23 protein-coding genes and 2 tRNA genes are annotated in these 25,840 nt (G+C 69.3%); 19 read left to right on the plus strand and 6 right to left on the minus strand.

Annotated features, from left to right (window positions below; translation table 11 throughout):
* Nucleotides 1-107 precede the first annotated feature (107 nt).
* The 4 genes from AB4078_RS00115 (at nucleotide 108) to lysS (ending at nucleotide 4,908) form a co-directional block, all read left to right on the plus strand.
* The gene (locus tag AB4078_RS00115) at nucleotides 108-737 is read left to right on the plus strand and encodes a PH domain-containing protein (RefSeq protein WP_441975697.1); all 630 of its coding nucleotides are present in this window, start codon (nucleotides 108-110) and stop codon (nucleotides 735-737) included.
* A complete protein-coding gene (locus tag AB4078_RS00120) occupies nucleotides 734-2,593 on the plus strand; it encodes a PH domain-containing protein (protein WP_441975469.1) in 1,860 nt (619 codons plus the stop codon). The genes AB4078_RS00115 and AB4078_RS00120 overlap by 4 nt, the downstream gene beginning before the upstream one ends.
* Complete coding sequence (locus tag AB4078_RS00125; RefSeq protein ID WP_441975470.1) at nucleotides 2,590-3,279, plus strand: DUF2520 domain-containing protein; 690 nt, start codon at nucleotides 2,590-2,592, stop codon at nucleotides 3,277-3,279. The genes AB4078_RS00120 and AB4078_RS00125 overlap by 4 nt, the downstream gene beginning before the upstream one ends.
* Nucleotides 3,280-3,381: 102 nt before the next feature.
* Entirely contained in the window at nucleotides 3,382-4,908 is a 1,527-nt protein-coding gene (lysS, locus tag AB4078_RS00130) for a lysine--tRNA ligase (RefSeq protein WP_441975471.1), read from the plus strand.
* A gap of 67 nt (nucleotides 4,909-4,975) precedes the next feature.
* Here the strand turns inward: lysS and AB4078_RS00135 are convergent, their stop codons facing one another.
* Entirely contained in the window at nucleotides 4,976-6,247 is a 1,272-nt protein-coding gene (locus AB4078_RS00135; protein ID WP_441975472.1) for a DUF4192 family protein, read from the minus strand.
* Nucleotides 6,248-6,517: 270 nt separating this feature from the next.
* Nucleotides 6,518-7,372, minus strand: coding sequence for an SDR family oxidoreductase (locus AB4078_RS00140; RefSeq protein WP_441975473.1), 855 nt, complete (start codon nucleotides 7,370-7,372; stop codon nucleotides 6,518-6,520).
* A gap of 94 nt (nucleotides 7,373-7,466) precedes the next feature.
* On the opposite strand from AB4078_RS00140, the gene AB4078_RS00145 reads away from it, so the two are divergent.
* From AB4078_RS00145 to AB4078_RS00160, 4 genes are all read left to right on the plus strand, one after another.
* On the plus strand, nucleotides 7,467-7,823 hold the full coding sequence (locus AB4078_RS00145; RefSeq protein ID WP_441975474.1) for a winged helix-turn-helix transcriptional regulator: 357 nt from the start codon (nucleotides 7,467-7,469) through the stop codon (nucleotides 7,821-7,823).
* A gap of 104 nt (nucleotides 7,824-7,927) precedes the next feature.
* Nucleotides 7,928-8,104: a hypothetical protein gene (locus tag AB4078_RS00150; RefSeq protein ID WP_309336988.1), complete on the plus strand. Its 177-nt coding sequence runs from the start codon at nucleotides 7,928-7,930 to the stop codon at nucleotides 8,102-8,104.
* A gap of 106 nt (nucleotides 8,105-8,210) precedes the next feature.
* Nucleotides 8,211-9,671: a cardiolipin synthase gene (gene cls, locus AB4078_RS00155; RefSeq protein ID WP_441975475.1), complete on the plus strand. Its 1,461-nt coding sequence runs from the start codon at nucleotides 8,211-8,213 to the stop codon at nucleotides 9,669-9,671.
* Between the two features lie 70 nt (nucleotides 9,672-9,741).
* Entirely contained in the window at nucleotides 9,742-10,461 is a 720-nt protein-coding gene (locus tag AB4078_RS00160; RefSeq protein WP_441975476.1) for a hypothetical protein, read from the plus strand.
* Nucleotides 10,462-10,467: 6 nt separating this feature from the next.
* On the opposite strand, the gene AB4078_RS00165 is transcribed toward AB4078_RS00160, so the two are convergent.
* Complete coding sequence (locus AB4078_RS00165; RefSeq protein WP_441975477.1) at nucleotides 10,468-11,463, minus strand: diacylglycerol/lipid kinase family protein; 996 nt, start codon at nucleotides 11,461-11,463, stop codon at nucleotides 10,468-10,470.
* A gap of 133 nt (nucleotides 11,464-11,596) precedes the next feature.
* Here AB4078_RS00165 and serS point away from each other — a divergent pair, with 133 nt between their 5' ends.
* The 5 genes from serS to AB4078_RS00190 all read left to right on the plus strand — a co-directional run bounded on the left by serS (nucleotide 11,597) and on the right by AB4078_RS00190 (nucleotide 15,726).
* Nucleotides 11,597-12,934, plus strand: a complete 1,338-nt coding sequence (gene serS, locus AB4078_RS00170; protein ID WP_441975478.1) for a serine--tRNA ligase — start codon at nucleotides 11,597-11,599, stop codon at nucleotides 12,932-12,934.
* Nucleotides 12,931-13,779: an HAD family hydrolase gene (locus AB4078_RS00175; RefSeq protein ID WP_440735009.1), complete on the plus strand. Its 849-nt coding sequence runs from the start codon at nucleotides 12,931-12,933 to the stop codon at nucleotides 13,777-13,779. The genes serS and AB4078_RS00175 overlap by 4 nt, the downstream gene beginning before the upstream one ends.
* 136 nt (nucleotides 13,780-13,915) lie before the next feature.
* Nucleotides 13,916-14,000: transfer RNA gene (locus AB4078_RS00180), tRNA-Ser, on the plus strand.
* A gap of 59 nt (nucleotides 14,001-14,059) precedes the next feature.
* Nucleotides 14,060-15,316: an LCP family protein gene (locus AB4078_RS00185; protein ID WP_441975479.1), complete on the plus strand. Its 1,257-nt coding sequence runs from the start codon at nucleotides 14,060-14,062 to the stop codon at nucleotides 15,314-15,316.
* A 318-nt stretch (nucleotides 15,317-15,634) separates the two neighbouring features.
* A tRNA-Ser gene (locus tag AB4078_RS00190) sits at nucleotides 15,635-15,726 on the plus strand.
* Between the two features lie 61 nt (nucleotides 15,727-15,787).
* Here AB4078_RS00190 and AB4078_RS00195 read toward each other — a convergent pair.
* The 3 genes from AB4078_RS00195 to AB4078_RS00205 form a co-directional block, all read right to left on the minus strand.
* Nucleotides 15,788-16,171, minus strand: a complete 384-nt coding sequence (locus tag AB4078_RS00195; protein ID WP_440735012.1) for an MmcQ/YjbR family DNA-binding protein — start codon at nucleotides 16,169-16,171, stop codon at nucleotides 15,788-15,790.
* A 147-nt stretch (nucleotides 16,172-16,318) separates the two neighbouring features.
* Nucleotides 16,319-17,995 (minus strand): purine-cytosine permease family protein, encoded by a 1,677-nt coding sequence (locus AB4078_RS00200; RefSeq protein WP_441975698.1) that lies wholly within the window; start codon nucleotides 17,993-17,995, stop codon nucleotides 16,319-16,321.
* Between the two features lie 172 nt (nucleotides 17,996-18,167).
* Nucleotides 18,168-19,706, minus strand: coding sequence for an APC family permease (locus tag AB4078_RS00205; protein WP_441975480.1), 1,539 nt, complete (start codon nucleotides 19,704-19,706; stop codon nucleotides 18,168-18,170).
* A 250-nt stretch (nucleotides 19,707-19,956) separates the two neighbouring features.
* Between AB4078_RS00205 and AB4078_RS00210 the strand changes: the two genes are divergently transcribed.
* From AB4078_RS00210 to AB4078_RS00235, 6 genes are all read left to right on the plus strand, one after another.
* Complete coding sequence (locus AB4078_RS00210; RefSeq protein WP_441975481.1) at nucleotides 19,957-21,606, plus strand: circularly permuted type 2 ATP-grasp protein; 1,650 nt, start codon at nucleotides 19,957-19,959, stop codon at nucleotides 21,604-21,606.
* Nucleotides 21,600-22,529: an alpha-E domain-containing protein gene (locus AB4078_RS00215; RefSeq protein WP_441975482.1), complete on the plus strand. Its 930-nt coding sequence runs from the start codon at nucleotides 21,600-21,602 to the stop codon at nucleotides 22,527-22,529. Before AB4078_RS00210 ends, AB4078_RS00215 begins: the two co-directional genes overlap by 7 nt.
* Nucleotides 22,526-23,371 carry a transglutaminase family protein gene (locus AB4078_RS00220; protein WP_441975483.1) on the plus strand — a complete coding sequence of 282 codons (846 nt, stop codon included), beginning with the start codon at nucleotides 22,526-22,528 and terminating at the stop codon, nucleotides 23,369-23,371. The genes AB4078_RS00215 and AB4078_RS00220 overlap by 4 nt, the downstream gene beginning before the upstream one ends.
* 170 nt (nucleotides 23,372-23,541) lie before the next feature.
* The gene (locus tag AB4078_RS00225) at nucleotides 23,542-23,808 is read left to right on the plus strand and encodes a cupin domain-containing protein (protein ID WP_441975484.1); all 267 of its coding nucleotides are present in this window, start codon (nucleotides 23,542-23,544) and stop codon (nucleotides 23,806-23,808) included.
* 57 nt (nucleotides 23,809-23,865) lie between these two features.
* On the plus strand, nucleotides 23,866-24,318 hold the full coding sequence (locus AB4078_RS00230) for a hypothetical protein (RefSeq protein WP_441975485.1): 453 nt from the start codon (nucleotides 23,866-23,868) through the stop codon (nucleotides 24,316-24,318).
* Between the two features lie 218 nt (nucleotides 24,319-24,536).
* On the plus strand, nucleotides 24,537-25,796 hold the full coding sequence (locus AB4078_RS00235) for an ABC transporter substrate-binding protein (RefSeq protein ID WP_441975486.1): 1,260 nt from the start codon (nucleotides 24,537-24,539) through the stop codon (nucleotides 25,794-25,796).
* The last annotated feature ends 44 nt before the right edge of the window (nucleotides 25,797-25,840 follow it).

A 25,840-nucleotide genomic window follows, 5' to 3' on the forward strand; every position in this document is an offset into this window, starting at 1 on the left:
CCGCCGCTCAGTCCGGGCCCGTCGCGGATCCGGTTCCCCCGCAGGCACCCGCAGAGGCACTGGCGTACCCCGCCTACCCGCTGCCGGGACAGCTCAACTCCGCGCCCATGGCACAGCCCGCCTACGCGCCCCCGGCTCAGCCCGGATCCGCTCCCGCACCGGCCGGGATCCCGGTGCCCGTGCACGCGGCACCCGCCGCTGCCCCGGTGCTCGACGACGGCACCTATCCGGCCCTGCGCACGCCGACGGCCCGCGGCGCGCTCGCGCTGGACGGCGTATGGCACCAGATCTCGCCGAAGTACGTGATCGCCGAGGTGCTGCTGCGCATCCTCCTGCTCGCGGTGATCGCGGTCGGCGCGTACGCCGCCACGACCCTGCTCGCCCAGCCCTGGCCGTGGGCCTGGACGGTGGCGGGCGTGATCGCTGTCGTGGTCCTGTTCGAGCTCGTGATCCTGCCGCGGCAGGCGAGGGCGATCGGCTACATGCTGCGCGCCGACGACATCGTCTTCCGGCGCGGGATCCTGTGGCAGCGCATGATCGCGGTGCCGTACGGACGCATGCAGCTCGTCGACATCACCCGCGGGCCGGTCGACCGGGCGTTCGGGATCGCCAAGCTCAAGCTCGTCACGGCCGCCGCGACCACCGGTGTCGAGATCCCCGGCATGACCGAGGACGCCGCGGAGTCGCTGCGCGACACGCTCATCGACGTCGCCGAGATGCGCCGGACGGGCCTGTGAGCGCGCCCGAGCAGCCGCCCTACGGCTCGCCCCCCGCGCCGGGGCAGGTCGCTTCCTGGGGGAGCCCGCCCGCGCAGGCGCCCGCACAGGCGCCCGGCACGCCCTCGCTGGCCGATGGCGACTGGCACCGGATGCACCCGCTCACGCCGCTCATGAAGGGCGGCCTGGTACTGGTGATCGTGATCGGATACCTGATCGCGAACCTGCGCGAGAAAATCGTGTACTGGTTCATCTCGATGTTCACGCCGGCGCGGGTGCCCGAGTTCGGGGGCGACCCCGTCGATTGGGTGCTGAACAACAACCTGGTGCTGGTGGTGCTGCTGGGCGTGCTCGCCCTGGCGGTGCTGCTCGTGGCGATGTTCTGGCTGATGTGGCGCTTCCACGACTTCCGCATCACCGAGGCGCACGTCGAGGTGCGCAAGGGCGTGATCTTCCGCTCGCACCGCCGTGCGCCGCTCGACCGGGTGCAGGGCGTGAACCTCACCCGCCCGTTCCCCGCGCGCCTGATCGGGCTGGCCAAGCTCGAGGTCGACGGTGCGGGCAATGACGCGAACGTGCCGCTGGAATACCTCTCCACGGCGAAGGCCGAGTCCGTGCGCGCCGACATCCTGCGCCTCGCCTCCGGGGCACGGCATGCCCGCGACGCGACGCGCGGAGGGGACCCGGCAGCTGCGCGCACGATGCGCGCGCAGCTCGCGGCGTCGATGGACGCCGGCGTCACCGGGCTGATCGCCGGCGTCGACCTCGATGACGTCGCACCGGAGCACGTGCTGCGGATCCCCACCGGGCGTCTCGTGGGTTCGCACGTGCTGTCCGGACTCACGTGGCTCGCACTGTTCGCGGTGATCTTCGTGGGCGGCATGATCGGCACCCTGCCCGCGGTACTCGCCGATGCGGGGCCGGCCGGCGGCGCGGTCGCGATCGGCATCGCTCTGGCGATGGGCATCCCGCTGCTGCTCGGTGCCATCGCGGTCACCTGGAGCAGGATCGCGCGAGCGCTGCGCTACTCGATCGCGCCGACCCCCGACGGTGTGCGCATCACGTTCGGCCTGTTCACGACCGTGACGGAGACGATCCCGCCCGGGCGCATCTTCGCCGTCGAGGTGATGCAGCCGCTGCTGTGGCGGCCGTTCGGCTGGTGGTCGGTGCGGATCAACCGGATGAGCGGCAAGGCTGCGTCCCAGCAGCAGTCCAGCCAGGCGCAGCAGTTCAACATCGTGCTGCCGGTGGGTGCCCGCGCGGATGTGGAGCGCGTGCTCGGGCTGATCCTGCCCGACGTCCCCGCCGACGTGCTGCCGCTGATCTGGGAGCAGGGCGTGCTCGGCCCCGTCGCCGACGACCCGTACACGACGATCCCGCCGCGCGCCTGGTGGCGGCGACCACTGTCCTGGCGCCGGCACGGCGCCGCCCTCACCGACTTCGCGCTGCTGCTGCGCCGCGGCCGGATCTGGCGGCAACTGGCCGTGTTCCCGCTCGCACGGCTGCAGGGCTTCTCGCTGCACCAGGGCCCGATCGACCGGGCGCAGGGCGTCGCCAAGGCTCAGGCGCACTCCGCCGTCGGCCCTGTGCGGGGCGATGTCTCGGGGCTGGACAGCCAGGCGCTGCTCGGCATGCTGAACACGCTGTCGGTGGAGGCCGCGCGCGCGGCCGCCGCGGACCGGGCGCACCGCTGGGCCGAAGGGCACGACCCGGCGCCCGCAAGCCACGGTCTTCCCGCCGGATATGGCCCCGCCGGCGACAGCCTGCCGGCCGGAGACAGTCTCCCGGCCGGGCACGGCCTCCCCGCTGGGCTGGGCGGATCCGCTGGGTCGGGCGGATCTTCAAGCCTGGGCGGATCCGCGGACGGTGCCGCATGACCCGCGCGGGGCGCCTCAACGTCGGCATCATCGGTGCGGGCCATGTGGGGCCGGTGATCGGTGCCGCTCTGGGCGGTGCCGGCCACGCCCTCGTCGGCATCACCGCGGGGTCCGACCCGGACCGGGCGACCGCGGTGCTCCCGGGTGTTGCCGTGATGGGCGCACCCGACCTCGTGCGTGCGTCGCAGCTCGTCGTGATCGCGGTGCCGCACGACCAGCTGCCCGGACTGGTGGCGGGCCTCGCCGAGGTCGGCGCCTGGCAGCCGGGGCAGCTCGTGCTGCACACCGACCCCGCCTACGGCACGGATGTGCTGGAGCCGGCGGTGCGCAGCGGTGCGATCCCGCTCGCCGTGCATCCGGCGATCTCGTTCACGGGCACCACGCTCGATCTGCGCCAGCTGCACGCCTCGTACGCCGCGGTGACGGCGCCGGCGATGGTGCTGCCGATCGCCCAGGCGCTCGCGGTCGAGCTCGGCTGCGAGCCGGTGGTCATCGAGGAAGCGGATCGGCCGGCCTATGCCGAGGCCATCTCGACGGCCTCGGAGTTCGCACGCTCGATCGTCGGGCAGGCGACCGGGATCCTGCGCGGGATCGGTGTGGAGAACCCAGGCGGATACCTGTCGGCTCTCGTCTCCTCGACCTTCGACAGGGCGCTGCGCGAAGTCTCCACGGGCGATCCGCTCTGACGCTGCGCTGCGTATGTCCCGGCGTGCAGCCCCGCACTGCACTCGACGGGCGCGAAGGCGCACGCCGGTAGACTTGGCGGCGACTTCCGAGGAGCCCTGCACATGACCGACGCGCCCGTCACCGCGCCCACCGACGACACCGCTGCGGCGGACGACACCTTTGAGCAGCGCGAGGTGCGCCTCGCCAAGCGCGAGCGGCTGATCGCCGATCGTGCGGATGCCGCGGGCGGTGCCTTCCCGGTGGCGGTGCCGGTCTCGCACACGATCCCGCAGCTGCGCGCCGAGTACGGCGAGCTCGAGCCGGGTGCCGAGACGGGAGTGCTCGTCGGCGTCGCCGGACGCGTGGTGTTCAGCCGCAACACCGGCAAGCTCTGCTTCGCCTCGCTGCAGGCCGGTGACGGATCCCGGATCCAGGCGATGATCTCGCTCGCCAACGTGGGGGAGGAGTCCCTCGCGCAGTGGAAGGAGCTCGTCGACCTCGGCGACCACGTGTTCGTGCACGGCGAGGTGATCTCCAGCCGCCGTGGCGAGTTGTCGATCATGGCCGACAGCTGGACGATCGCGTCCAAGGCGATCCTGCCGCTGCCCAACGCCTACGGTGAGCTCAGCGAGGAGGGCCGCGTGCGCAGCCGCTTCCTCGATCTGATCCTGCGCGACCAGGCGCGGAGCACCGTGCGTGCCCGCGCCGCGGTCAACGCCAGCCTGCGCCAGACCTTCACGAGCCACGACTTCCTCGAGGTGGAGACTCCGATGCTGCAGGTGCAGCACGGCGGCGCCTCGGCCCGCCCGTTCATCACGCACTCGAACGCCTTCGACACCGAGCTCTACCTGCGCATCGCGCCGGAGCTCTACCTGAAGCGCGCCGTCGTCGGCGGGATCGAGCGCGTGTACGAGATCAACCGCAACTTCCGCAACGAGGGCGCCGACTCCACGCACAGCCCCGAGTTCGCCATGCTCGAGGCGTACCAGGCGTACTCCGACTACAACGGCATCGCCGACCTCACGCAGGAGCTGATCCAGAACGCGGCGATCGCGGTGGCCGGATCCACCCTGGTCACCTGGGCCGACGGCACCGAGTACGACCTCGGCGGGCAGTGGGCGCGCATCTCGATGTACGACTCCCTGTCCGAGGCGGCGGGGCGCATGTTCACCCCGTCCGACCCGGTCTCCGACCTCATCGCGTTCGCCGAGGCGAACGGGGTCGACATCCCGCCGCATGCCACCCACGGCAAGCTCATCGAGGAGCTGTGGGAGCACTTCGTCAAGGGCGGCCTGGAGCGGCCGACGTTCGTCATGGACTTCCCCGTCGACACCTCCCCGCTCGTGCGTGAGCACCGCTCGATCCCGGGTGTCGTGGAGAAGTGGGACCTCTACGTGCGCGGCTTCGAGCTCGCCACGGGGTACTCCGAGCTCGTCGACCCCGTCATTCAGCGCGAGCGCTTCGTCGAGCAGGCGAAGCTCGCCGCGGGCGGCGACCTCGAGGCGATGCGCGTGGACGAGGAGTTCCTGCGCGCGCTCGAGCACGGCATGCCGCCGACCGGCGGAATGGGCATGGGCATCGACCGCCTCCTCATGGCCGTGACGGGTCTGGGCATCCGCGAGACGATCCTGTTCCCGCTGGTGAAGTAGCCGCGACGAGCCTGGCGAAGCAGCCGTCCGCCGCAGGGTGGATCTCGCGGGGCCGATCCCGCGGGCGTCACGCTGCGGCGGCGCGGAAGGACCAGTCCGGCAGCATGCCGGCGTCGACCACCGTGCGCAGCAGCTGCGCGAAGGTGAGCTCGGGATCGATGGCCTGAGCCTGATCGAGGTACTGCGCGGCGTGCGTCGAGCGGCCGATCGCCCACGACAACCACGCGGCGGCCGCGAGCGGGCCGCCCCGCACCAGGCGTGGGGCGAGCGTGATCGTGCGGCGGACCAGGGCCAGAGCCACGCCCAGGCGATCGCAATCCGGACGCGGGCCGTGCCCGATCAGGATGCCGGCGATGTCCGGCGGCACGGCGGATCCGCTCAGGCCGTGGCCCAGCTGCGCGGCCAGCGCCTGGTCGCCGCGGTCGATGCTGCTGGCCCACTGCACGAGTGCGACATCCCGCAGTGCCGGACGGTTCAGGATCCACACGAGCGCGGCCGTCGCGAACGGCGACAGCGCCTCGGGTGAATCCAGCACCTCCTCCAGGAACGACGGCAGATCGTCCAGCAGCAGCGCCGTCTCCTGCGCCCTCGGATCCGTTCGCTCCACGGCTGCCGGCGGTGTGCGCCCGGGGGCGGCGGAGCCGAGCACGCGTTCGAGGGCGAGGAGCGCGCGGCCGACGGATTCCGCGGCGAACAGTCCGGGGGACGGCAGGTCGGTGCCGCTGAACTGGTCCGGGGCGGGCCCGGCGAAGCCCGGCACCGAGGGCGGGGCCGGCACTTCGGCCAGCGGATGCGGCGCGGCCTGCGGGTCGCGGTAGTCGGCCCAGGAACCGGGCCCGACGAACAGCGCCTCGACCACGTGCAGACCGCACGCCTCGGCGCGACGGACCAGCTCCTCCACGAGCGACGCGGCGGGAAGCCGTGTGTCAGGGAGCCACGCGTCGGCGCCGGACGCAGCCAAGGACGGAAGATCTGGGTCGGGCGTCGGTCCCGCTGCGGGAGCCGCGCCGTCGGCGTACACCGCGATCGCCAGCGCATCCGTATCGGGGACGCGGCAGGCCAGTCCGATCGCCGTCGCGGCGAACTCCTCCGCGGTGGGGGCGGGCGTCGAGGCGGCGGGTTCTGTGCCGCGGTGGGCCCGAGTCGACGAGGGCGACGGCGGCCCGGTGGGAGGAGCGGATCCGACGGACCCCGCCGGCAGGTCGAAGCGGAGCGCGCCGGCGGTGCGCGATCCGCGGAAGGGCAGCAGCACCACGGAGTCGCGCGGAGTGAAGCCGGTGAGCACGGGGATGGCGGCGAGCAGCTCTGCGGCGCCCGCGGCATGGACGATCGTTGTCATGGATCCACGATGGGCATCCGGCCGGACCCGGCTCCGCGTCAGGAACGGACCAGGGGACAGGATCCGCTCGGCTCCGATTGTGCGGACCGATCGAGTGCTCCTGAGGGCACCAGCGGAAACGAGGGCGGGGAGTTCGGGTCGGCCTGCGCGGACGGCGTTCACCCCTTGTCGAACTCGACGAGGGGTGAACGCCGTCTCCGCGAGCCTCCACGGTTCCTTCGGGATCCGTCATGGCGCAGCGGCCCCTGTGCGGGCCGGGACCACCGCCGTTCAGATCGCGGCGCGCAAGCCGTCGACGAGGGGGGTCGTGGGGCGTCCGATGAGGCGCGCGAGGGTACCGTCGGACTCCGCGAGCGCGCCGGCACGGATGCCCGCGTCGAGCGTGGTGACGAACCAGACCGTCCCGTAGTCCAGCCCTGCGTCCTCCAGCGCGGCCGCGTGCTCCTCGGCGCTCAGCGGCGTGTACCGGACCTCGCGGCCGGTGATCTCGGTCGCCGCGGCGGCGAGGTCGTCGAAGTTCCAGGCGATGTCGCCGGCGAGCTCGTAGACCTGGCCGAGGTGGCCGTCCTCCGTGAGCACCACGGCGGCCGCTTCCGCGAAGTCGGCGCGGCTGGCAGAGGCGATCCGGCCGTCGCCGACGCTGGCGGCGATGACGCCGGTGTCCTTCGCCCGCGCGACGTCTGCGGCGTAGTTCTCGGTGTACCAGTTGTTGCGGAGGATCACGGCGGGGAGTCCGGAGGCCGCGATCGCCTCCTCGGTGGCCTTGTGCTCCGGGGCGAGCACAAGATCGCTGGTCGTCGCCTTCGGGGCGCTCGTGTAGACGAGCTTCGCGACGCCCGCGTTCTTCGCTGCGTCGATCACGGCCTGGTGCTGCGGGGCGCGCTTGCCCACCTCGCTGCCCGAGACGAGCATCACGGCATCCGCACCGTCCGCCGCCGCCGCGACGGTCTCCGGCGCGTCGTAGTCGAGAGCGACGACCTGCACGCCCCGCGCCGCGAGGTCGGATGCCTTGGCGATGTCGCGCGCGCCCGCTCGGATGCTCGACGCTTCGACGCCGCGGGCGAGGAGGCTGTCGATGATGAGGCGGCCGAGGTGGCCGGTGGCACCGGTGACGAGGATGGTCATGGCGTTCCTTTCCTAGAGGGTTCGCATGTCGCAACGCATCCCGGAACGGACACCTTCCCACAGATGGGTACCCACTTTGAGGTAAGGTACCCACATGGTCGTTAGTTTTGCTCAGATCCGGTCATCCCAGGATCGGCTTTTCGAGGAGGGATGCCAGACGCGCGTCGTTCTGGACCACATCATGAGCAAGTGGGGCGTCCTGGTGCTCTCAGCCCTGTCGGACGACACCCTGCGCTGGGGCGAGCTGCGCCGTGAGGTCGACGGCATCAGCGAGAAGATGCTCGCGTCCACCCTGCGCACGCTCGCTTCGGACGGCCTCGTGCACCGGGAGTCGTTCCCCACCGTCCCGCCCCACGTGGAGTACAGCCTGACCCCGCTAGGCCACGACCTCATGGAGAGGATGCTCCCGCTCGTCGCCTGGGTCGCCGAGCACGCCGAGGAGATGGTGTAGCGCGCCGGGCGCCCGACCGCCGGCGTGCACTCCTCGTGCCTCGCGGGCGGAACGGCGACGGCCGCTCCCAGCGGGCCCACCGGAGCCCCGGGTAGGATCGCAGCATGGACGAATTCTGGGTGGCCGCCGCGTGGTCGGTGATCCCCACGATCGTCGTCTGCGTCGTGTTCTGGTTCGTGCTCCGCGGGATCCTGCGCTTCGACCGCACCGAGCGGCAGACGCACGCGCGGATCGAGGCCGAGGAACGCGCCGCCCGCGGCCTGCCGCCGCGCTCCTCCTGAGCCGCGACTGAACTGCCACTGAGCCGCCTCCGGGCGTTGTCCGCTCCAGCCGCTACTGTGGGACGAAGTCGCCGATCGGCGACTCTTCCCGGGTCAGGAGTGGCGCATGGACCCCAACGTGTGGGCCCTGATCATCGCGGTTGCGGCTCTTCTGATCGACCTCACGATCCGCATCATCGCGATCATCGTCGTGCCGCGCAACCGCCGCCCCACAGCTGCGACGGCGTGGCTGCTGGCGATCTACTTCATCCCGTACATCGGGGTGCTGCTGTTCCTGCTGATCGGAAACCCGCGGCTGCCCCGCGCGAGGCGCAAGAAGCAGGACCTCATCAACGAGACCATCGCCGAGGTCACGAAGGACCTGCATCTGGGGCGCTCCGATGCGGAGATGCCCGAGAGCCTCGCCTCCCTGGTGCGCATGAACCAGCGCCTCGGGGCGCTGCCGCTGTTCGGGGACAACGGCGCGCACCTGATCTCCGACTACCAGGCCTCGCTCGACGCCATGGCCGACGCGATCCGGGACGCGACCGAGTTCGTGCACGTCGAGTTCTACATCCTGCAGTCGGATGCCTCGACCGACAATTTCTTCCGCGCGATGGAGGAGACGGCCGCCCGCGGAGTGCCGGTGCGGGTGCTGCTGGATCACTGGGCGAACCGGTGGAAGCCGCGGTACAAGCAGACCATCGCCCGGCTGGACGCGATGGGTGCCGACTGGCACCTGATGCTACCGGTGCAGCCGTTCAAGGGGCGCACGCAGCGCCCCGACCTGCGCAATCACCGCAAGCTGCTCGTCGTCGACAACGAGGTGGCGTTCCTCGGTTCGCAGAACGTCACCGACTCGACCTACAACCTGCCGAAGAACATCAAGCGCGGTCTGCACTGGGTCGACCTGATGGTGCGTGTCGACGGTCCCGTCGTCGGGAGCGTGAACGCGGTCTTCCTGTCCGACTGGTACAGCGAGACCGACCAGGTGCCGGACTCGGTCGCCTTCGCGCCGACGGAGAGCGGCAGCGGCGACCTGGACTGCCAGATCGTGCCGTCAGGTCCTGGCTTCGAGGCGGAGAACAACCTCCGGCTGTTCCTCGGCCTGCTGTACGCCGCCGAGCGCAAGATCATGATCGTGAGCCCCTACTTCGTGCCGGACGAGGCGCTGCTGCTCGCCGTCTCGACGGCGTGCGACCGCGGGCTCCAGGTCGAGCTGTTCGTCTCGGAAGAGGGCGATCAGGCGATCGTCTACCACGCGCAGCGCAGCTACTACGAGGCGCTGCTGCGCGCCGGCGTGCGGATCTGGATGTATCGCAAGCCATACATCCTGCACACCAAGAGCCTCACGATCGACGACGATGTCGCGGTCATCGGATCCAGCAACATGGACATGCGCTCGTTCGGTCTGAACCTCGAGATCTCGATGCTCGTGCGAGGCAAGGAATTCGTGCGGGAGCTGCGCGAGGTCGAGGACCACTACCGCTCGCTCAGCCGCGAGCTGACGCTCGAGGAGTGGATGCAGCAGCCGCTGCGTTCCACGGTGCTGGACAACCTCGCCCGGCTCACCTCGTCGCTGCAGTAGCGTCGGCGCGGGCGACTGCGGGGCCGCCCGAGGCATGGTGGCCCGAATCCGCGCTGGATAGCATGAGCGCATGAGGATCCGCACCGCTCTTGCCATCGCGGCGCTCGCCGCGTCCGCGACGATCGCCCTGGCGGGCTGCGCCCAGCTGGAACCGGTGAGCCCACCCATCCCGACCGCCGATTCGACGGCATCGCCCGAGCCGTCCACGGATCCGGCGGCGGCCTGGCTGGACGGCGGGCGCGGGATCGGCCTCGTCACCTACGGGTCCTCCTCGCTCGCCTGCACCCCCGTCGCCGAGGACGTGAAGGCCGACGGGCAGACGATCACGGTGACGCTCGCCGAACCGGATCCGAAGGCCGTGTGCACGGCAGACTTCGCGCCGCGGGCGACGTACATCGGCGTGCCGGAAGGCGTCGACGCGTCCAAGGACGTGACCCTGTCGTTCCAGGGCGGCGGCTTCCAGGGGCGGCTTCCCCTCGAGGGGAGCAGCGCGCTCAGCACCGGCGGCAGCAGCGACGGCAAACCCAGTGCCGGTTGGTTCTCCGACAATGGGATCATGCTCCTGACCTGGGGATCCTCGACGTGCCGGCCGGTCGTGACCGATCTGACCGAGAATCAGGACAAGACCGGAGCGACCGTGACCTTCAAGACCGACGCCACCCAGGTCTGCACCATGGACTTCGTGCCCCGGATCACGATGCTCGGCGTGAACGCGCCCGCCGATCCTGCCGGCTACACGTTGACGCTCAAGGGCGACCACCTGGACGGTACGGTCACCGTCATCGGCTGACGTCGGTCAGGCCGGGCTGATCACGTGCCCGGCCGGCACGGCCACCAGCAGCGCGCCCGGGTCGATCCGGCAATGGATCCGCACGGCCTCGCCGAACTCGTCGCCGTCCAGTTCGACGGGGGCGGGCTCGGTGGTGGCGGCATCCGCGTCGCTGCCCTGGAGGTAGCGGATCGAGCCGCCGGATCCAGTGAGCTCGATCATGCGCCTCCCGGCCTTGCTGCGACGCAGCACCGAGTTCTGCCACCACACGGTGCGCCACACCGCCAGCCATCCGAACGGACCGCGCGCCTGGATGACCGCGACGTCGAGGGTGCCGTCGGTGATCGAGGCGTCGGGGATGAGCGCGATGCCCGCGGGCAGCGCCCCGCAGTTCGCGAACAGCATGCTGTGCACCTTGACCGAGTGCAGCTTGAGGTCGTCCACCGCGTACATGATGCGGAACGGCTTCGCACCGGGCAGGGAGCGCGCGGCGCCGTCGACGTAGGCCACCCAGCCCACGGACTTCTTGAGGCCCGGACGGGTGTTCGCGATCATGTGCGCGTCCAGTCCGATGCCGGCGAGCACGACGAACCCGTGCCTCTGCACGTTCCCGTCCGCCCGGGTCAGTTCCGCCCAGCCGATGTCGACCGGATGGCGGTCGCCGTGGAACACCGCGTCGATCACGGTCGACGGCGTGTCCAGCGCCAGGCCCAGATTGCGGGCGAGGAGGTTGCCCGTGCCGCTGGGCACGATCGCCAGCGGAATCCCGGTGCCCGCCATCGTCTCGGACACGGCGCGGACGGTGCCGTCGCCGCCGGCCACCAGCACGGCGGCGGCCCCGTCGGCGAGGGCGATGCGGGTGGCCTCCTGGCCGGGATCCTGCACGGAAGTCTCGACGATGAGCGGGGCGTCCCAGCCCGCCTCGGCCGACAGCGTGCGCAGCAGTTCGACGAGCTTCGGCGCATCGGCCTTGACCGGGTTGACGACGAGTGCGGCGCGCGGGCGTCCGGCCTCGTCAGTCATGCGCTCAGCCTAGCCCGCGGCCTCCCGCGCTTCTCTCGATCGAGTCGTCCCCCTGAGCGTGACCTATAGCCCGTGCTCAGGGGGACTACTCGACGCAGGGAGAGGCCCGAAGACGACGCCCTAGACTTGTCAGGTGATCGACCTCGCCCTTCTCCGCGACGAGCCCGAGCTCGTCCGTCAGTCCCAGGCCGCGCGCGGCAACGCGCCGGAGACCGTCGATGCGGCGATCGAGGCCGACCGATCGCGCCGTGCGGCGCTCTCCGCGTTCGAGGAGCTGCGCGCCGAGCAGAACGCGTTCGGCAAGCAGGTCGCGAAGGCGCCCAAGGACGAGAAGGCCGCGCTCGTCGCGCAGGCGAAGGACCTCGCCGAGCGGGTGAAGCAGGCGCAGGCCGCGTCGAACGAGGCCGCGGAGGTCGCGGCGGACGCGCTCGCCGCGATCGAGAACGTCGTCATCGACGGAGTCCCCGCCGGCGGCGAGGACGACTTCGTCGAGCTGCGCCGGGTCGGCGAGACCCCGACGTTCGACTTCGAGGCGCGCGACCACCTCGCCATCGGCGAGCTCCTCGGCGCGATCGACATGGAGCGCGGGGCGAAGGTCTCCGGCGCCCGGTTCTACTTCCTCACAGGAATCGGCGCGCGGCTCGAAATCGCGCTCATGAACCTCGCGCTGGACAAGGCCCTGGCGGCGGGGTTCACCCCGATGATCGTGCCCACGCTGGTGCGCCCCGAGATCATGCAGGGGACCGGCTTCCTCGGCAAGCACGCCGACGAGGTCTACCACCTCGACAAGGACGACGACCTCTACCTCGTCGGCACCAGCGAGGTGGCCCTGGCCGGCTATCACTCCGGGGAGATCGTCGACCTGTCCCGCGGCGCCCTGCGCTACGCCGGCTGGTCCACCTGCTACCGCCGCGAGGCCGGTTCTTATGGCAAGGACACCCGCGGCATCATCCGCGTGCACCAGTTCAACAAGCTGGAGATGTTCGTCTACACGACCCCCGAGGACGCCGAGGCCGAGCACCTTCGCCTCGTCGCGCTGCAGGAGGAGATGCTCACGGCCCTCGGCCTGTCCTACCGGGTGATCGACGTGGCGGCAGGGGATCTCGGATCCAGTGCCGCGCGCAAGTACGACATCGAGGCGTGGGTGCCCACGCAGGGCGCGTTCCGCGAGCTCACCTCCACGTCGAACTGCACCACGTATCAGGCGCGCCGCCTCGACATCCGGCACCGGCCGGACGCGGTGGAGGGCACGGCGAAGACCCAGCACGTGGCGACGCTGAACGGCACGCTCGCGACCACGCGCTGGATCGTCGCGATCCTCGAGACGCACCAGCAGGAGGACGGATCCGTGCGGGTGCCGGAGGTCCTGCGTCCCTATCTCGGCGGGCTCGAAATGCTCCGCCCGCTCGGCGCCGCATCGGTCCCTGAGCCTGTCGAAGGGGCCGTGGAGGCCGAGGGCTCGAACGCATGACGAACGCCTGGCTCATCGCCCTCGACATCGACGGCACCATCCTGCTGCAGGACGAGACGATGAGCCCGGGCGTCCCCGACGCCGTGGCTCGCGCGCGCGACGCAGGCCACGAGGTCATGCTCGCGACCGGCCGCAGCTGGATGGGCACGCACCGCTTCCTCGACCAGCTCGAGATCCGCCCAGAGTTCGTGGTGTGCTCGAACGGTGCGGTCACCATGCGGCGCATCGGGTCGGCCGCGGAGGCCGCAGCAGGCCTCGCCGTAGACGGCTATGAGCGCTGGAACGTGGAGACCTTCGACCCCTCCGCCGTGCTCGCGCTGCTGCACGACCGTCTGCCCGACGCGCGGTACATGGTGGAGCTCGGATCCGGCCAGCGCCTGTACACCGCCGAGCTCGACGACTGGACGCTCGACGGCGGGCGTCAGGTCTCCTTCGCCGAGCTGAGTGCCCAGGAGGTGTCGCGCGTGGTCGTGGTCTCGCCGGGCCACGATGAGGACGACTTCCACCGGCTCGTGCAGGACGCCGGGCTCAACGAGGTGTCGTACGCGATCGGCTGGACCGCGTGGCTCGACATCGCGCCCCGCGGCGTGGACAAGGGCACCGCTCTGGCTCGCGTGCGGGAGACGCTCGGCGGCGAGGGCGACCTCGTGATGGTCGCGGGAGATGGCCGCAACGACCTCGGCATGTTCGCCTGGGCGCGCGGTTTCGGAGGTCGCGCGGTGGCGATGGGGCAGGCGCCTGAGGAGGTCAAGGCCGCGGCCGGTGAGGTCACCGGCGACGTCGAGGACGGCGGACTCGCCACCGCGATCGAGCGGATCGTGCTCACCGTTCCCGCGGCCTCCTGATCCTCTTCTGCGCCGCCATCAGGCTTTCACTCAGCGGCCGCCCAGCCGGGTCCGGGCACAATGGAGAAGCGCTCGCAGGGCGCTACCCGGTTCTCCGTTAGACTCGACCCCTGTTCGGCGTGCGCATGCGCGCCGAGGAGAGTTGTCCGAGCGGCCGAAGGACCTGGTCTTGAAAACCAGTGGGCAGCAATGTCCCGTGGGTTCGAATCCCACACTCTCCGCTGAGTGAGCGCAGGGTGGCGCGGTTCACCCGCCGAATCGTGAAAGGCACCGTGTGAGCGTGACGCCCCGATCCCGACGCCCCGTCGCCGGACACGGCCAGCTGCGCCGTCCGAGCGCCTGGAGCCAGCTGATGAAGATCCTCGGCATCGCCATGGCTGTGGTGCTCGTCTCGGGTGTCTCCGTCGCGGCGTACGTCGCCTACGACCTGGGCCACACGTTCAGCGCGAACGCGGTCGCTCTGGATGGCGAAGCGTCGGTGCCGCCGGACATCGGTGCGATCAAGGGCGGCGTGAACATGCTGCTCGTGGGCAGCGACATCTGCGAGTCGAAGTTCTCCGCGGAGTTCGGCGACCGCTGCTCGGATCCGGGCAACGAGGGCGAGCGCAACGACACGAACCTGCTGCTGCACATCTCCGACGCCCCGCGACGGGTGACCGTCATCACGTTCCCGCGTGACCTCATGGTCCCGATCCCGTCGTGCACCGACGCGCAGGGCAACGCGACCAGCGAGATGTCCAAGCAGCCGATCAACGTCACGCTCGAGACGGGCGGGCTGAACTGCGTCGCCCGCACGATCAGCAAAGTGTCCGGGCTCGACATCCAATTCGCTGCGAAGGTCACCTGGGGCGGCGTGATCGAGATCACGAACGCCATCGGCGGCGTCGACGTCTGCATCGCCAACGGCATCGACGATCCCGACACCGCGCTCAAGCTCACGCCGGGCACGCATACCCTGCAGGGGTACGAGGCGCTGCAGTTCCTGCGCACCCGGCACGGCGTCGGCGACGGCAGCGACCTCGGGCGCGGCAGCAACCAGCAGGTGTACATGTCGTCGCTGGCACGCAAGATGGTGTCGGCCCAGGTGCTCGGCAACCCCGGCACGCTGCTGAAGCTCGCGAACACGGTGATGTCGAACGTCACCCCCAGCACCACCCTGACCAGCCCGACCCTGCTCGTGCAGATCGCGCTGGCGATGAAGGACGTGCCGCTGGACCAGATCAACTTCGTGAACTACCCGGTGCTCACCGACCCCGACAATCCGAACAAGGTCGTGCCGGACACCGACAGCGCGGACCAGCTCTGGGCGGCCCTCGCGGCGAACCAGCCGATCCAGGTCGCCGGCCAGCGCGACGATGCGGTCGTCTCCGCGACGCCGGCGCCGACGGATCCCGCGACGACCGATCCCGCGACGACGGATCCGTCCGCGACACCGACGCCCGGGGCGACTGGCGGCCCCGTCGAGCTGCCGAAGAACGTCTCGGGGCAGTCCGCGGCGCAGCAGACCTGCTCCAACGGCAACGGCTTCGAAGGCTGACGCCGCCTCGCGATCGATGGTGGCGCGGGGTCGCGTCGTGGCGCTGTCCGCAGCGCTGGCGGTGGCGGCGGTACCCGCGGTCCTGTGGCTCTGCCCGCAGCCCTGCGGCACTGCCGCGGTCCCGCAGTGTGACGATCTGCACACCATGCGACGATCTGCGCACGTGTCGACGTGGATCCGTATGCTGATCGTGACACCGTGTGCAGATCGTCATGCTCCTGCACGCCGCTGCCCGGTCGGCCACGACGCGGCGGTTGGTTCGCAGCATCCCAAAGCGTCCGTTAGGATGGACCCTGGTGTTCGGCGAGCCGGACATCTGGAGACGTCGCATAGTCAGGCCTAGTGCACCACCCTGCTAAGGTGGAGTCCTCGCAAGGGGACCGAGGGTTCAAATCCCTCCGTCTCCGCCACGAATCCCTGAGCAGAGACATCTTCAGGGTTTCCTCCCGCCGCCCTCTTTCTGACGAGGATCTACCCGTCGTCGAACTCGCGGCGCAGGTACTGGGGCGCCTGCACCCGCCATGCCTCGGTCACGAGTTCGGCGAGATGATCGTCGTCGATCGCCCGCATCCGGAACGCGATCTTCGGCTCGCCCCACCGTGTCGTCTGGCGGAGGAACACGTCCGGCGCCATTTCCCGCAACGCGAGCGCATCGAGCGCGTCGGCGACCTTCACGCCGACCACAAGCTCCGACGCGATGACCTCACGGAGGTCTTCCGGGATGCTCGGCCACGGCGAGCACTCCCACGCGAAGAGCTTGTTGCGGACGAACCAGGCGGCACCGCCGGTCATCGCGCGCTCCTCGCTGCCGGGCAGGCGGGCGGCGACACGACGCAGATCATCGAGCGTGGCCATGCGTCGAGACTAGGCATCCCCTCGGACACGAACGGAATCGCCCTGGGGCTTCGCCGGGGCCTCCGCGACATTCGGCGTGATCACTCGCGCTGCAGACGGATGCGGGGTGCGCGGAGACAACCGCGCACCCCGCATCCGTCGCCGGGGTCACTGGGCCGGCAGCACGTGCTCCCCGCTGCGGTCGGTCGCGAGCGACAGCGACGAGATGTACTGCTTCTCGCCGTTCGGGCCGGGTACCGCCGAGGCGAGCATGTCCGGCCGTTCGAAGGAGATGCCGGTGGCGACGTCGAGCAGCTTCTCCGCGCTGGGGTTGCCATCCGCGTCGAGCAGGGGCAGGTCGATGCCGTCATCCGTGCGGCGGAGGTAGTAGCGGCCGCGAGTGAGGATCGCCATGACCGGGGTCGCGACGAACGCGATCAGCACGGCGAACACCGGCGAGAACGGCTGCACGGCCGCTCCGAACGCACCGAAGAACATCGCGATGGAGATGCCGCCGCTCAGCAGCAGGGCGACGATCCCGACCGGGTTCCAGGCGTAGAGCATGCCGCGGCGGAACTCTGGCTGCTTCGGCGAGAGCTTCAGGACGTACTTGTTGATCGCGATGTCGGTCGCGACCGTGACGATCCACGCCATGCCGAGGTTGGCGTAGAACCCGAGCACGGTGTTGAGGAAGGCGAACATGTTGGCCTCCATCAGCACGAGCGCGATGGCCACGTTCACGACGACGAAGACCACGCGTCCGGGATAACTCTTCGTGATGCGGGTGTACGCGTTCGTCCACGCGAGCGATCCGGAGTACGCGTTCGTGACGTTGATCTTGATCTGCGAGATCACCACGAGCACCACGGCGAGCGTCATGGCCAGCCATCCGGGCACCATCTGCTGGTAGATGCCGAGGAACTGGTGCACCGGCTCGTTCGCGCTCGCAGACGCCTGCGGGTCGAGCGTCGAGATCAGGTAGACCGCGAGGAACAGACCGACGGCCTGCTTGATCGCGCCGAACACGACCCATCCCGGGCCGGCGATGATCACAGCGGCCCACCAGCGGCGCCGGTTCGCCGACGTCTTCGGAGGCATGAACCGGAGGTAGTCGATCTGCTCGGCGATCTGCCCGATCAGCGACAGGCACACGCCGGCGGCGAGCATGACGGACGAGAAGGACACGGATCCGTCGCCCTGGCCGTGGAACGAGAAGAAGTCGCCGATCGAAGACGGGTGCGTGATCACCAGGTATGCGAAGGGCAGCACCATGAGCACCAGCCACAGCGGCGTCGTCCACACCTGCAGCTTGGACAGCGCCTTCATGCCGTAGATCACCAGCGGGATCACCATGACGGTGGACACGAAATAGCCCGCCCACAGCGGGATCCCGAGGCCGAGCTGAAGGCCCTGCGCCATGATCGAGCCCTCGAGGGCGAAGAAGATGAAGGTGAAGGTCGCGAAGATCACGTTGGTGATGACGGATCCGTAGTATCCGAAACCGGATCCGCGGGTGATGAGGTCGAGATCGAGGTTGTAGCGCGCGGCGTAGTACGCGAGCGGGATGCCGGTCACGAAGATCACCACGGCGGCGACGGCGATGCCCAGCAGCGCATTCACGGTGCCGTGCGTGATGCCGATGTTGGCGCCGATCGAGAAGTCGGCGAGGTAGGCGATTCCGCCCAGGGCGCTGGTCGCGACGACGCCGGGCGCCCATTTGCGGTAGCTGCGCGGCGCGAAGCGCAGCGTGTAGTCCTCGAGGCTCTCCTTGGTCGCGGCGCGCGCATCGGTCGTCTCACCGCCCTCGCCCGTCGTTGTGGGGCCGGCGTCCGCGGGGCGGGTCATTTCGATGGTCATGCGGATCCGTTCGTCGGGGGATGGACACGGAGCGAGCGGTGCAGGTGAGCCCGCGCCGCTCGTGGAGCCATCCTGTTCCCCCGGGAGCCGCCGACGATGTCAGCCGTGTTGCGATCCTGTTAAGTCCCGTTCCGGGAGACCTCGCCAGGATCGACCGATCTCAGATGCCTCCGTCGATCGACCGGGGGAACTCGGTCGGGTTCTCCGGGACCATGACCTGGGTGTCGACATTCAGGCTCTCGCCCTGGAAGAACCTCTTCGATCGGGGGAACAGGTACCAGACGAACATCAGCACGAGTCCGATAGCGAGCGAGCCGATGCCGACCACGAAGGTGCCGCCGATGCCGAAGAGCACCGAGTAGCCGTAATCGACATCCCACATGTCGATCGCCGACTGCACGAACGCGGCCGCGAGCATGAGCCCGCCGAGCAGGGGGAACAGACCCTTGAAGAAGAAGCTGCGCGGCGAGGTGAAGATGTCCCTGCGGAAGTACCAGACGCACGCGAAGCCGGTGATCGCGTAGTAGAACGCGATGGCCAGGCCGAGCGAGAGGATCGAGTCCTGCAGGATGTTGTCGCTGATAAGCGTCATGCCGACGTAGTACGCGATCGCGACGATGCCCATGATGATCGTCGAGAACGACGGGGTCTTGTAGACCGGATGCACCTCCTTGAACCTCGCGGGAAGTGCGCGATAGACGCCCATCGCGAGCGTTCCCCGGGCGGTCGGCAGGATCGTGGTCTGCGTGGAGGAGATCGCCGAGATGATGACGGCCACTACCAGCACCCAGCCGAACGGGCCGAGCAGCCCGTCCTTGATCGCGAGGAAGAAGTCATCCGCGTGCTCCGCGTTGCCGAGACCGGTTCCGGTCTTGCCGAGACCCGCGTACATCATGGCCGCGATCGTCACCGCGACATAGGTGAAGAGCAGGATGACGCAGGTCAGCAGCGCGGCCCGGCCGGGGATGCGCTTCGGGTCCTTCGTCTCCTCATTCAGAGCCAGGCAGGTGTCCCATCCCCAGTAGATGAAGAGTGCGAGGAGGATCGCCTCGGTGAATCCCGACCAGGAGGTGAAGGCGAACGGGTTCATCCACTCCCAGGAGAAGTCGATCGCGTGCGGAGCGTTGCCGCTGGCGATCTGCCAGAAGACGGCGACGATGAAGACGACGAGAGCGAGGTACTGGATGCCGAGCAGCACGTTCTGGATGCGCTCGCCGATCTCGACGCCGCGCCAGCTGACCCAGGTCATCGCGGCGATGAAGACGACCGCGGCGAGGATGACGCGCCAGTCGCTGTTCTCGAGATCGAAGCCGATCAGGGACCAGAAGTACACGGAGGCGATCTGCGCGAGGTTGGCGAGGACGACCATGCCGGCGACCGCGACGCCCCAGCCGCCCATCCAGCCCACCCACGGACCGAACGCCTTGGTGGCCCAGGTGAAGGTGGTGCCGCAGTCGGGAACCGCGTTGTTCAGCTCCCGATAGGCGAAGGCGATCAGCAGCATCGGCACGAAGGCGAGCACGAAAGCGATGGGCGCCTGGGCTCCGACCGCGATGACCACCCATCCGAGGGACGCGACGAGGGAGTACACCGGTGCCGTGGACGCCAGGCCGATGACGGTCGAGCCCCAGAGGCCCAGCGTTCCGGCCGCCAGCCCCTTGCCTTCGGGGCGTTCCAGCTGGATGGGTGTTGTTGACATGAACAGAACGGTATGCGGGATGCGGTTTCGAGTCAATGTCCGCGCGATAACAACGAATTACGTATCTGTTACGGGTGCATCACGATGAAATCCGCACACTTACCGACTTTCGACAGTCAGGGTGCCTGATATGCGGACGAGGTGGCCGGCCGGATCCGTGCGGCTGACCTGCCCGGAGCGCGCTCGCCATGTTGCATCGCGGACTTCCGCCGGAAATCCCCGCGAAATGCGCGGGTGGAAAGGTCCAGTCATGGAAACGTCCTTCGCCGGCTACTGGAGTCGACAGACCGCGGGATCCCGATCCGGTTCTCCCTGGGATGAGATGTTCGACGCGCACGATGCGGGCGCGGAACTCGCCGCCAGGGATCCGTACCGATCCATCCACCGTGCCCTCAGCGACATGTCGGCGGACGATCTCCAAGGGCGGGTCGAGGCGCTCGCCGGGGCGTATCTGTCACAGGGTGTGACCTTCGACTTCGCCGGCGAGGAGCGTCCGTTCCCGCTCGACGTCGTCCCTCGGGTGATCGCGTCCGACGAGTGGCGCGAGGTCGACCTCGGCGTCGCGCAGCGGGTGCGGGCGCTGGAGGCGTTTCTCGCAGACGTGTACGGCGCACGCCGGTGCGTCACGGACGGCGTGGTGCCGGCTCCGCTGATCGCCTCCTCGAGCCACTTCCACCGGCAGGCGGCGGGGATCGTGGCCGCGAACGGAGTGCGGATCCAGGTCGCCGGGATCGACGTCATCCGGGACGAGTCGGGTGGGTGGCGGGTGCTGGAGGACAACGTCCGGGTGCCGAGCGGGGTGAGCTACGTGCTCGCCAACCGGCGGGCGCTGGCGCAGATGGTGCCGGAGATGTTCGCGGACATGCGCGTGCTGCCCGTGGTCGACTATCCGAACCGCCTGCTCGGCGCCCTGCGCGCGGCGGCTCCGTCGGCCGCCGACGATCCGACGGTCGTGGTGCTGACACCTGGCGTGTTCAACTCGGCGTACTACGAGCACACGCTGCTGGCGCGGCTGATGGGCGTCGAGCTGGTGGAGGGCCGCGATCTGTTCTGCTCCGGCGGGCGGGTCTGGATGCACACCACCACCGGCCCGCGCCGGGTGGACGTGATCTACCGCCGTGTGGATGACGAGTACCTGGATCCGCAGCAGTTCCGCCCCGACTCGATGCTGGGGGCGGCCGGGATCCTGAACGCGGCCCGGCTCGGCAACGTCACGATCGCGAACGCGGTGGGCAACGGCGTCGCCGACGACAAGCTCGTCTACACCTACGTGCCCGACCTGATCCGCTATTACCTCTCCGAGGAGCCGATCCTGGCGAACGTCGACACCTGGCGGCTGGAGGATCCTGGCGCCCTCGAAGAGGTGCTCGACCGGCTGGACGAACTGGTCGTGAAGCCGGTCGACGGGTCCGGTGGCAAGGGGCTGATCATGGGTCCCGCCGCCTCGCGTGCCGAGCTCGATGCGGCGCGGAAGACGCTCGCCGCCGATCCGCGAGGGTGGATCGCGCAACCGGTCGTGCAGCTGTCCACGATCCCCACGCTCGTGGACGACGGCTTCCGGCCCCGGCACTCCGATCTCCGGCCGTTCGCGGTCAACGACGGTGAGGACATCTGGGTGCTGCCGGGCGGCCTCACCCGCGTGGCGCTCCCGGAGGGGCAGCTCGTCGTGAACTCGAGCCAGGGCGGCGGCTCGAAGGACACCTGGGTGCTGGAGGATCCCGCGATGCCGCGGGCCTCGGCGACGATCCGCGCCGCCAGGGTCGCCGCGCCGTCCGCCGCCGGGCTCTCCGGTGCTTCGGTCCTGCCGCTGCCCGTGCCGCCGCTCGATGATCCGCAGCAGCAGCAGCAGCAGCAGCAACAACAACAACAGCAAGTGCGGCAGGAGGAGGCATCATGCTGAGCCGGATCGCCGAGGCGCTGTTCTGGATCGGGCGATATGTCGAACGCGCTGACGGCACCGCGCGCATCCTCGACGTGCACCTGCAGCTGCTGCTCGAGGATCCGTGGGCCGACGAGGAGTCGGTGTGCCGCACCGTGCTGTCCGTCATGGGCATGCCGGATGCGGCCGGGGGCAACCCGCGTCGCGGTGACGCGCTCCGCGCGCTCGCGACGGATCGGACCAGGGCCATCTCCGTCGCGCATTCGCTGTCCTCCGCCCGTGAGAACGCCCGCCGCGCCCGCGAGGTGATCTCCCAGGACCTCTGGGAGGTGTTGAACACGACCAACGCCCGCCTGCCGCTGCGCGTCGACTTCGAGCGGTCCCACTCCTTCTTCCAATGGGTGCGCGAGCGCGCGGCGCTGACCTATGGCGTCGCCGAGACGTCGATGAGCCGTGATGAGGCCTGGTATTTCTTCGTGCTCGGGCGTGCGCTGGAGGCCGCCGACATGACCGCGCGGCTGCTGGTCTCCGCCGCGCGCACCGACGGCGGGGGTGCGATCAACTGGATGACGCTGTTGCGCAGCTGCGATGCGTACGACGCCCATCTGCGGGTGCATCGGTCCATGCCGACCGCGACCTCGGCGACGGAGTTCCTCCTGATCGACCGGCATTTCCCGCGCTCGGTGCTGTCGAGCGTGATCCGCGCCGAGGAGAGCCTGCAGCGCATCGGACAGAGTTCGCCGCTGCTGCCACCCGACGCCGTGGGACGGGCGATCGGACGACTCCGATCGGATCTGGAGTACCGTCCCGTGGCGGATCTCGTGCTCGTGCTGGAGAGCAGCATGCATCACGTGCAGGAGAGCGTCTCCACGATCAGCAACGCCGTGCAGGACCAGTACTTCCCATCGATCGCCGCACCCGTCTGGACCGAGGAGACGCTATGACCAGGCTCAGGATCGTGCACCGCACCGGCTTCCAGTACGCCTCGCCCGCGACAGCCTCGTACAACGAGGCCCGCATGCTGCCGCGCACGCAGGATCGTCAGCTCGTGCTGCAGGCCCGCGTCGAGACTCAGCCGGCGACGCATCCGAATACCTACAACGACCATTGGGGAACCCCGGTGACCGCCTTCGAGGTGCTCACCCCGCATGAGGAGCTCTCCGTCGTGGCGACGAGCGTCGTCGAGACGCGGACGGTCCCCGCTCGGGGCCGCGAGATCGGCTGGGCGCAGATCGCACACGCCGCAGCGACGTCGCTTGACGTCGCGGAGATGCTGATCCAGACGCACGCCACCGAGCCGGACGAGCAGATGCGCGAAATCGCGGCCGAGACCCGGGCCTCGCACGACGGCATCGATGACGCGGCGACGGCCATCTGCCGGGTGGTCGGCGAGGCGATGACCTACCGCCGCGGCGTGACGGGCGTGAACTCGACGGCCCGCGACGCATGGCCGGCGCGCGCAGGGGTGTGCCAGGACATCGCACATGTGACGCTCGGGATGCTCCGCGCCGCAGGCATTCCGTCCCGGTACGTTTCGGGCTATCTGCATCCGGACGCGGATCCGAAGGTGGGGGAGACCGTCGTGGGCGAGTCGCACGCCTGGGTGGAGTGGTTCTCGGGCCGGTGGTGCGGGTACGACCCCACCAACCTCGTCGAGATCGGCCCGTCGCATGTGTTCGTGGGCGTCGGCCGCGACTATTCCGACATCGCGCCTCTTCGCGGGGTCTACGCCGGATCCGGCGCGTCGGAGCTGTTCGTCTCGGTCGACATCACACGGCTGGAGTGACGCGGCCGTCGTGACCTGACGGATCCCGCCCCGGGCGAAGCCCTCGCGTTCGCGCGCCGCGGCGAGGATCCTCTTGCGGGCGGCGAACCATCCGACGATGAGCGCTCTCTACGATCGGCGAGCATTGGCAGCCGCATCGACTCGCGAGCATCAACGACTACGACCTCAAGGTGGTCAAGCTGCAGGGCGAGTTCGTCTGGCACACGCACCCCGAGACCGATGAGCTCTTCATGGTGGTGAGTGGACAGCTCACGATCCAGCTCCGAGATCGGGATGTCGTGTTGAACCCGAACGACCTCTTCGTCGTGCCGCGGGGCGTCGAACACTGCCCGAAGGCAGAGGGAGAAGTCCAGGCGATCCTGTTCGAGCCCCAGGGGACGCTCAACACCGGGGACGCGGGTGGAGATCGGACGGCGGAACTGTGCGAGCTCAGTTAGCAGCGGGCGTCGCCGCGCGTTGGTACTGTCAGCCGACAGCACTCCAGAGGGGGAGCCATGACGCGCGATGAACGGGACGAGGCGACCGGGATCCAGACTTGGTCGCTGCCGGTCGTGTGGGTGGGGTTCCAACTGCTCATCATGTCGATCCTCGTCGTCGCGGGCGTGTTCATCCTGGTACGGACAGCGACCGGTCACGCCGGGCCGCCGTTGTGGTTCCTCGCGCTCTGGTTCGGTGCCCTCGGATGGAACATCTACTGGTGGCTGTTCCGAACTGCGTATCGAGTCGAGCTCGTCGGTGAGACGCTGCGGTGGAAAGCACCGTTCGCCAGCGGTGCGTTGCCTGTGAGCGCGATCACCGGTGCGGGCAGGTTCCTGGGCACTCCCGCCACCTGCGTCCTTCGAGCATCGGGTCATCGGTCATTGGTCCTCTTCACGCAGCTCCGCACGTTCGATCCGATGTTCACCGCGCTGAACCGGCTCAACCCGGCCGTGCCTTCCCGCCGGTAGCCACTGGCGCCGTTATTGCTTAGGCATCACGCCGCTCAGCTGTGCCGGAACGTCGCGAAGGAGGGCCGCAGCGCCGCGGCTGATCCCGTCGTGTCGAAGTCGTGACAAGCAGGCGTTGACGTACCAGATCCGCGTGTCTAAACTCGGGTTTACAACGTTGAAGTACAACGTTGTAAACCCGACCGATCAGAGGCGATCGGAATCACGAGAGGCATTCAATGAAGAAACTGCTTGCGGCCGCCGTGGTCGCCGCCGGCGTCACCGCAGCGCTGACCGGATGCTCCGGATCAACCGGATCCGCTTCCTCGGCACCCGTGACGCTCACCTTCTGGCACGGCTACACCGAGGCCGACGGCAAGGTGCTCGACCAGATCGTCCAGGACTTCAACAAGTCCCAGAAGGGCATCACGATCAAGACCGAGACCAAGACCTGGGCCGTCATCGGCGACACCCTGCTGCCCGCGCTGTCCGCCAAGACCGGGCCGGACATCGTCGCTCTGCCCGCGGAGAACCTTCCGGTCTACGCCGGCAAGGGAGCATTCGCCAAGCTCGACGACTTCTATGCGAGCGACGCCGTGACAAGTGCCTCGCTCAACAAGAGCGCGGTCGAGATGGAGAAGGTCGACGGCTCGTACTACGGAATCCCCACCGGCTTCGTGCCGCTCTCGGTCATCTACAACAAGGCCCTCTTCGACAAGGCCGGCATCACGTCCTTCCCGAAGTCGTGGGACGAATGGGTCGCCGACGCCAAGAAGCTCACGGTCGACGCCGACGGTGACGGCACGCCAGAGCAGTACGGCCTCGCGCTGCCCGATCACGCCACCGTCGGAAACGGCGTGTGGCCCACCCTGTTCTACGGCAACGGCGGCGGGATCGTGGACAACGGGAAGTCCGTGCTCGACTCGAGCGCGAACGCCGAAACGCTCTCCTACTGGGCAATCGCGGTGAAGGACGGCAAGATCTCTCCGACCGGTCTCGACGGCGTCGCCGCCGACAAGCTGTTCTCGTCCGGCAAGGCGGCCATGGAGGTCGGAGGTCCGTGGATGGCTTCCGTGGCGACGGAGAACAAGATCGACTACGGCATCGCCGGCGTCCCCGCCGGCCCGAAGGCCGATGCCGTGTCGGCGATCGGCATCTCCGCCGCCGTGACGGCGCAGGCGGATCCCGCCAAGAAGGCGGCAGCCGAGAAGTTCTTCGCCTACTTCTTCACGAAAGACGTGGCGACGAAGTGGTCGCTGGGATCCGGCTGGCCGCCGCTGCGCTCCGACGTTCCTGCCTCGGCCGTCTCGTCGAACCCGGTGGTCGCGTCCCTCACCGAGCTCGCCGGTACGGCCCGCCCGCTCCTGCCCGGCGTCGCCGACAGCACCGACGTGCTCGCCGCGGTCGACGAAGCCACGCAGAAGTCTCTGACCGGCGGCGATCCCTCGGCCCTCCTCAAGTCTGCCTCTGCGCAGGTTTCTCAGACGCTCGGCAAATGACCCACTCCGGACGGCCGCCCGCGGGCGGCCGTCCGGCCCACGAA

Source organism: Microbacterium sp. 2MCAF23, assembly GCF_052115565.1.
Taxonomy (GTDB): domain Bacteria; phylum Actinomycetota; class Actinomycetes; order Actinomycetales; family Microbacteriaceae; genus Microbacterium.

Bases quoted from the DNA above. Each gene is read 5' to 3' on its own strand.
- AB4078_RS00145 (WP_441975474.1), top strand. From the start codon at position 7,467: ATGGTCGTTAGTTTTGCTCAGATCCGGTCATCCCAGGATCGGCTTTTC.
- AB4078_RS00200 (WP_441975698.1), bottom strand. From the start codon at position 17,995: ATGACCCGCCCCGCGGACGCCGGCCCCACAACGACGGGCGAGGGCGGT.
- AB4078_RS00235 (WP_441975486.1), top strand. From the start codon at position 24,537: ATGAAGAAACTGCTTGCGGCCGCCGTGGTCGCCGCCGGCGTCACCGCA.
- AB4078_RS00230 (WP_441975485.1), top strand. From the start codon at position 23,866: ATGACGCGCGATGAACGGGACGAGGCGACCGGGATCCAGACTTGGTCG.
- cls (WP_441975475.1), top strand. From the start codon at position 8,211: ATGGACCCCAACGTGTGGGCCCTGATCATCGCGGTTGCGGCTCTTCTG.
- AB4078_RS00125 (WP_441975470.1), top strand. From the start codon at position 2,590: ATGACCCGCGCGGGGCGCCTCAACGTCGGCATCATCGGTGCGGGCCAT.
- AB4078_RS00205 (WP_441975480.1), bottom strand. From the start codon at position 19,706: ATGTCAACAACACCCATCCAGCTGGAACGCCCCGAAGGCAAGGGGCTG.
- AB4078_RS00195 (WP_440735012.1), bottom strand. From the start codon at position 16,171: ATGGCCACGCTCGATGATCTGCGTCGTGTCGCCGCCCGCCTGCCCGGC.
- lysS (WP_441975471.1), top strand. From the start codon at position 3,382: ATGACCGACGCGCCCGTCACCGCGCCCACCGACGACACCGCTGCGGCG.
- AB4078_RS00115 (WP_441975697.1), top strand. From the start codon at position 108: ATGGCACAGCCCGCCTACGCGCCCCCGGCTCAGCCCGGATCCGCTCCC.
- AB4078_RS00150 (WP_309336988.1), top strand. From the start codon at position 7,928: ATGGACGAATTCTGGGTGGCCGCCGCGTGGTCGGTGATCCCCACGATC.
- AB4078_RS00215 (WP_441975482.1), top strand. From the start codon at position 21,600: ATGCTGAGCCGGATCGCCGAGGCGCTGTTCTGGATCGGGCGATATGTC.
- AB4078_RS00165 (WP_441975477.1), bottom strand. From the start codon at position 11,463: ATGACTGACGAGGCCGGACGCCCGCGCGCCGCACTCGTCGTCAACCCG.
- AB4078_RS00160 (WP_441975476.1), top strand. From the start codon at position 9,742: ATGAGGATCCGCACCGCTCTTGCCATCGCGGCGCTCGCCGCGTCCGCG.
- AB4078_RS00140 (WP_441975473.1), bottom strand. From the start codon at position 7,372: ATGACCATCCTCGTCACCGGTGCCACCGGCCACCTCGGCCGCCTCATC.
- AB4078_RS00175 (WP_440735009.1), top strand. From the start codon at position 12,931: ATGACGAACGCCTGGCTCATCGCCCTCGACATCGACGGCACCATCCTG.
- AB4078_RS00220 (WP_441975483.1), top strand. From the start codon at position 22,526: ATGACCAGGCTCAGGATCGTGCACCGCACCGGCTTCCAGTACGCCTCG.
- AB4078_RS00135 (WP_441975472.1), bottom strand. From the start codon at position 6,247: ATGACAACGATCGTCCATGCCGCGGGCGCCGCAGAGCTGCTCGCCGCC.
- AB4078_RS00210 (WP_441975481.1), top strand. From the start codon at position 19,957: ATGGAAACGTCCTTCGCCGGCTACTGGAGTCGACAGACCGCGGGATCC.